Raw genomic sequence first — 5,894 nt, 5'->3', positions numbered from 1 at the left:
AATGCCGGGCTATGCGACCGGCGGCTTCTTTTTGCCATCTTTGGGTTCCTTTTGCTGGTCCCTATGACCAGCTCAGGCCCCGACCGTTCCACTTACCGACCTTGTCCGAAATTCCGGCGCCACCTCTGATCACGACATTGTTTGCTCTGAGCAATCTATGGACGGCGCGTAGAGCTTTGCGCAAGGCTTGATAACCTACGCCGTGTTTTGCGCCTTAGTAGCGCTGCGCGGAGCGGCGCAAGTCGCAGACGCCTTAACGACTCAACAAATTCTCATCACCGCCATTGCGAAAAATATAGAAGGTCAGCGCGCAAAATTCCGGTTGTGCAGACCTTTCCTAAGTATGCGTCTCGTACTTTCGACGTGCCGTACACCTCCATCCATTCCGACAGCGACGTTGTGCAGCCGACGATCCGCAACATACGACCCATCGGGCAAGTTTCTAGAATCACTAGGTCATTCCAAAGAACTGGGGGTACCCGATATCGAATTCTTACCGATTACGGACACAACAAGGGCGGGGTGCCCTGTGTCACTCGTCAAGTGTGAGGGGCGGATTTCGCTTGATAGAAGGCGCCGTCGCGCAGCATGTGAAACTCGCTCCCGGTAGCACATACTAATGCGATCACCGATACGTGCTGCGCGGCGGGCGATTCCCGATCTGTGATTGCAGTGCCTGCGATGCGTCGTTGGATCATGAAAGGGCCGCCCCTGGGCACTGACGTCAATGCCAGCGAGACGACCCCAACAGCCAGCGGGAAGTCGTCCTGATTGATCGCTGGCACTAGCGAGGACCGTAGGCCGACGCGGCGTTGAGAACGGACGAGGCCGTCCTAACTCGATAGGCGTAACCGACGGGCGCGATTGAAAAAGCCTCGCCCTTTGCCGATCTGCCGGTGGACTGAACGTACTGGTTTGCGTTTTCATGAAAAGAGTAGACATCGTCCGGCAAATCCAGACCGACCTGAATGCTCTGGTTAGTTCTAAGAAAATAGTTGCTTTCAACATAAACGACGCTGCCGCTTCCGATCTGCAGGGCGTTGTACTGGGTCTCGTCTGACCCGACGGCCGTGAGGCCAGTCGGTGTGGCGTCGTTATCGAAATAATTGTCGTAGGCGTGGACCCAGCCCCGCAGCAGCGGACGCCCCTTTAGGTTGGGGCCGAACTGGTTATGGTGCAAGGTGACATGCAGCCTGTGCCCACCATATGCATACGAATCCTGCCGAGATGCGCCCACTACCATCGCCAGGCGTTCATTGGCCAGATCTTGGTTCTTGCCCGTCCAGTCCCACAGGGGATCGGGGCGCATCGCCAGCCATTCATTGGTGAAATAAAACCGGCTATACGAGACCGTCACATTATCCGATGACAGCGTCACACTCATCAGATTGTCGCTCGTATCGTAGAAGGAACAATGATCGACCCATGCATTGGTGACCCGTCGCAGCGACACGCCTTCATAGTTGATGCCGGCGTTGTTGGATGTGCCGTAGACTTGGGCGGGTAGGGCCTGTAGATCTCCGATGACGCCATGAAAAGTGATGTTTCTGATCACGACATTCTGGATGTTCTGGTCTGCCGGCAGCATTTCGCCGTCGAATTTAAGCTGGACGTTTTTCAGCACCGCATTGCCACCGCTGGCGCCTTCGATCGTGGTGTTGTTCCAGTCCGTGCTGGCGAAGGTGATGGTCGTCAGTCGCGGTCCGCCGTAGATTTCGCCCTTGACTAGGATGTGGTGCTGTCGCGCGCTGAACGCAGCCAGCAGATCAGCGAGGCTGTCGACCGTGACGGCTGGATCGTCTGATCCGGTCGCCGTTGCGAAACCGCCGGTGTCCGTCGGCAGACGCGCGGTAATTGCGGTCCGATTGAAATTGGACCGCAAGCCTGTCTCTGCTGAGGGGGCTGGCGCAGAAGACGACCCGTGCCCCCCAACACAAGCGCACAGCAGATATGCGATCAATATTGTCAGGATCAGCTGCGGCTTCATTTCATTTCCTCCTTTCAGGCCCGCACATGGTCAAGAGCCGGCATAGGCGATTTCGGCACGAAGGTGCTTCCGCACTGTCAGCTTCTCTCATTCAGCTTTGAAGTACGCCGGCGCCAATGTGCATCTTGTGGCGTGGCTGCTAGTTCGTGCCGCGCCCGGTAGGACCGCCGCACGCGGGCGGATGTGAAATCCATGCCCACAGGAGCGTTCGAGATTGCGCCAATGCGCCAATGCGCGCGCCCAAGGCGCCATAACGCCCAGCCATTCACCGAAACCCGGCGGATGCCGGATTTCTGTCAAAAAGAGCGAGAATATCGGCTTTGCTAATGAGGGTCAATCCAGAGCCCACGCGGGAGAAGGTACTGAAGGCGGCCGACACGCTAGGGCAGTTGCACGCCGTAGACGTGATCTCCGTCAAACAGCGAAAGCTAGCGGTCCAGCCGAGATGTTCTCGTACGGACCTCGATGCGAGGCCTACTCGCCAATGAACCGCCATTTTTGGCGTAGAACCGACGACTGAACGACGGAAAGAGGCACGTCTCCAAGTCGGAGCTCGACCGAACCCAACGACGTTTGGCCGGAACGGCCCTGATGCGCTTCCGACTCCGCGCCGTATTCATAGATGCTCCAGTTCCACGCAAAGATCTCGATAAGCTTCGTCATATTCTATCCATCCAGATGTCGAATTCTTAGTGTGGCCCGCGGCGTAGCACGTTAACGTTGCGGACGGTCCAGATTCGCCAACTGGTGAAATGCGGTAGTTTGTGTTACGTTGCTAACGCATTGATGCTTTTCGCCAAGTCTTGCGGTTCCCTCGCGTCCGCCCGTATCTAGGGGCTGCGCATTCACTGCCCGTTGCGATTCCACAGCCTGTGTCCGTCTGTAACAGCGAAACGTGCGCGGCTCGTCGGCCGAGTGTGGACAGTCGCTGGTCGCGATTGCCGGGCAATCACGTCCAGGAGAATCTATGTCAAAGGTCGATTGGCCCTATTCACGTCCAGGCACAGTTTCGTCCGCTCTGAACGCGTCGGTCCCGCGCGCGTCGAAGGTCGATCCCGTAACACCCCTGCAGTCGATCGACGGGATATCGCAGGACGAAGAGCAACAGGAGCGCTGGATGCGCACTCTCATCCGACTCGGCTACCTGACTCATGCGGAAATCAACGATCATCTCCCCGACAATTTTGTGCATACCGCGGCCATTGAAATCATTGCCAGCACTTTCAACGACATCGGCATTGCAGTCTACGAGCAGGCGCCTGACACGGAGAAGCCGTTCTTGGACGACGCGGCGCCGGCAGCCACGTCGGACGACAAGGCAGATCTAGAGGCCGAAGGCGCGCTTTCAACCGTCGATCCTGAATTCGGGTGCACAACGGATCCCGTTCGGATGTATATGCGTGAAATGGGTGCGACCGAATTATTGCCTCGCGCGGGCGAGACTGAGATTGCGAAACGCATCGAAGAGGGACTCCACGAAATGGGCTTGGCGATCGCACGCTGCCCGCCGACTGTCTTCGCGATCCTTCGAATGGTAAAGCAGATTCAATCTGGTGAATGGTGAACTGCGCATCGATGAACTGGTCGACGGCCTAAATGAAGACTCCGAAGCGGTCCTTCGGTCGTTGCCAGAGCCGGCCAAAACCCCGGACATTGAACACGACAGCGCTAAGGGCGACGGCGGTGAGGGCAGCGTCGTCGAAGACCGAGACATGGTGAAGGGGAGCGAACCGCGAATGAAACAGCTCACGAGAGACGGCCTCGCTATCTTTGCGCGAGTTCGTGACCTGTACGAACAGATTTCAGAAGCCGACGCCGCGCAAGAAAACGGACAGGTCGCCCGCGAGCGCCTTTTTGAAGCGATCCAGCGGGAGCTTGCGGCTGTTCGCTTCACGGCACGGACTATCGATGCGCTATGCGCTGATGTGCAGCAGCAAGTCGCACAGGTACGTGCGGTCGAGCGACGTATTCAGCAGATTGCCGTTGACCGGTGCGGCATGCCGCGCGCGCGATTCGTCGAGTCGTTTTTGGGATACGAAACTGATCTCGCGTGGATTGAAAACTCGGCGACGTCCCGCGAGTACGGTGCGGCACTTTCACGCAGTCTACCGGAGATCCAGACTGAACAGCAGAAGCTTATCGATATTGAGGCTAAGGCCGGCCTGCCCTTGCAACACTTGAAGAAGATCAACCGGCAGATGGTGGCAGCCGAGTCGAAGATGCGGCAGGCGAAGCGCAAGATGATCGAGGCGAATCTGCGTCTCGTGGTCTCTATCGCGAGAAAGTACGCGAACCGAGGCGTGCCCCTTCTGGATCTGATCCAGGAAGGCAACATCGGCCTGATGAAAGCCGTCGACAAGTTTCAATATCGACGCGGCTGGAAGTTTTTAACTTACGCAACATGGTGGGTCAGGCAGTCAGTCACGCGTTGTCTTGCGGATCAGGCGCGCACAATCCGAGTCCCCTCGCATATGATCGAGTCAATCAACAAGCTAAACCGGATTTCGCGGGAGATTCTGCAGGAGACTGGGCAAAAGGCTAATCCTGCTGCGTTGGCTCAGCGCATGGAATTATCAGAAGACAAGATTCGTGACATACTGAAGGTCATGAGGCAACCCTTATCGCTCGAGACGCCAGTGGGCGAAGATGCCGACGCCACGCTTGGCGATATGATCGAAGATCCAATGGCTGGACCCCCGGCGGATGCGGCCGCGCGCTCGAATCTGCGAGCCGCAATCGACGAAGCGCTGGATTCATTGTCGCCGCGTGAAGCGAAAGTACTGCGAATGCGGTTCGGGATTGATGTAGCGTGCGGCTACACGCTCGAGGAACTTGGCAAACAATTCGACCTGACGCGCGAACGAATCCGGTACATCGAAAGCAAGGCGATGCGAAAACTGATGCAGCCAAATCGCGCCGACAAGTTACGGCGATTTGTCGACGATTAAGTCCGTCCACGCATCGGAGGGACTCGTGGTCAGAGCAACATCGAGCTGCAGCATCCCATCCCGATCTGTGTGTTCGCCAAGAAGGAACACATCCGTTATCATCGAAATGTGATGGACCCGCTTGTCTACGATCGTGGGCGCATCCTTGAACGTTTCGCAGACGACGGCTCACGGCTTGGACGAACTCATGTGCATTGTCTATGCCAAGAACTTGAAGCCCGGTGCGATGGTTTCGCACCAATACGTAGACCTGTACATTGAGATAGTCAATGCTGGAACCGCAGAACCTTCGGTTCGGTGTTGTCGAGAATCTTTGGCGTCTTTCGTGGCAGCGTGATACCGTTCAGACCAATGCCGATTGCGCTTGTCCGACGATCCATGAGCTCACGGGTATCGATCGCAAGACGATCCGGCGCTACCAAGCGCTGCATGAGGCGCAGCGGGCCGCGGGCGCAAATTCCTCCACCGCCGCGACCACCGGCTCCGGCGACCCGGTGGTCGCGCAAAATCCCCCACCGCAAACTCCTCCACTCCCGCGACCACCGGCTTCTGGCGGCGTACCGTCCAGTTCCTTCAACTTCGCGCGTTCGGCCAGCGAACCCTATCGGGAGTGGATCGAACAGCAGGTGCGTCTGAAGCGCAACGCCCAGGCGATCTACCAGGACCTGGTCGACCAGCATGGCTTCACGGCCAGCTACGAGAGCGTCAAACGCTTCGTGCGAGCCCTGCGCCACGTTGATCCGGAACAGTTCGACCGTCTCGAATGCGCCGCTGGCGAAGAGGCTCAGGTGGACTACGGCGAAGGCGCCCCGACCCGAGATCCGAAGACGGGCCGCTACCGCCGGCCACGCCTGTTCGTCATGACGTTGAGGTATTCGCGACGCAGCTTCAGGCGCGTGGTCTGGAAGTCCAGCAAACAGGTCTGGGCGCAACTCCACGAAGAGGCCTTCCGGTACTTC

The 5,894-nt window shown here is 57.8% G+C and carries 2 protein-coding genes and 2 pseudogenes; 2 read left to right on the top strand and 2 right to left on the bottom strand.

Annotated features, from left to right (window positions below; all coding sequences use genetic code 11):
• Positions 1-784: 784 nt before the first annotated feature.
• Complete coding sequence (locus AB3X89_RS38600) at positions 785-1,987, bottom strand: pectate lyase (protein WP_368587863.1); 1,203 nt, start codon at positions 1,985-1,987, stop codon at positions 785-787.
• A 474-nt stretch (positions 1,988-2,461) separates the two neighbouring features.
• Positions 2,462-2,650 (bottom strand): hypothetical protein, encoded by a 189-nt coding sequence (locus AB3X89_RS38595; protein ID WP_018437109.1) that lies wholly within the window; start codon positions 2,648-2,650, stop codon positions 2,462-2,464.
• Between the two features lie 454 nt (positions 2,651-3,104).
• On the opposite strand from AB3X89_RS38595, the pseudogene rpoD reads away from it, so the two are divergent.
• A pseudogene (gene rpoD / locus AB3X89_RS38590) lies at positions 3,105-4,935 on the top strand (RNA polymerase sigma factor RpoD).
• A 269-nt stretch (positions 4,936-5,204) separates the two neighbouring features.
• Positions 5,205-5,894, top strand: a pseudogene (locus AB3X89_RS38585) (hypothetical protein); the annotation flags it as partial.

Origin of the sequence: Paraburkholderia sp. BR14320 (genome assembly GCF_040948665.1) — a bacterium.
GTDB lineage: Bacteria > Pseudomonadota > Gammaproteobacteria > Burkholderiales > Burkholderiaceae > Paraburkholderia > Paraburkholderia youngii.
The sequence above is the reverse complement of the archived record's forward strand: the minus strand, read 5'-3'. Positions and strand labels throughout refer to the sequence as shown.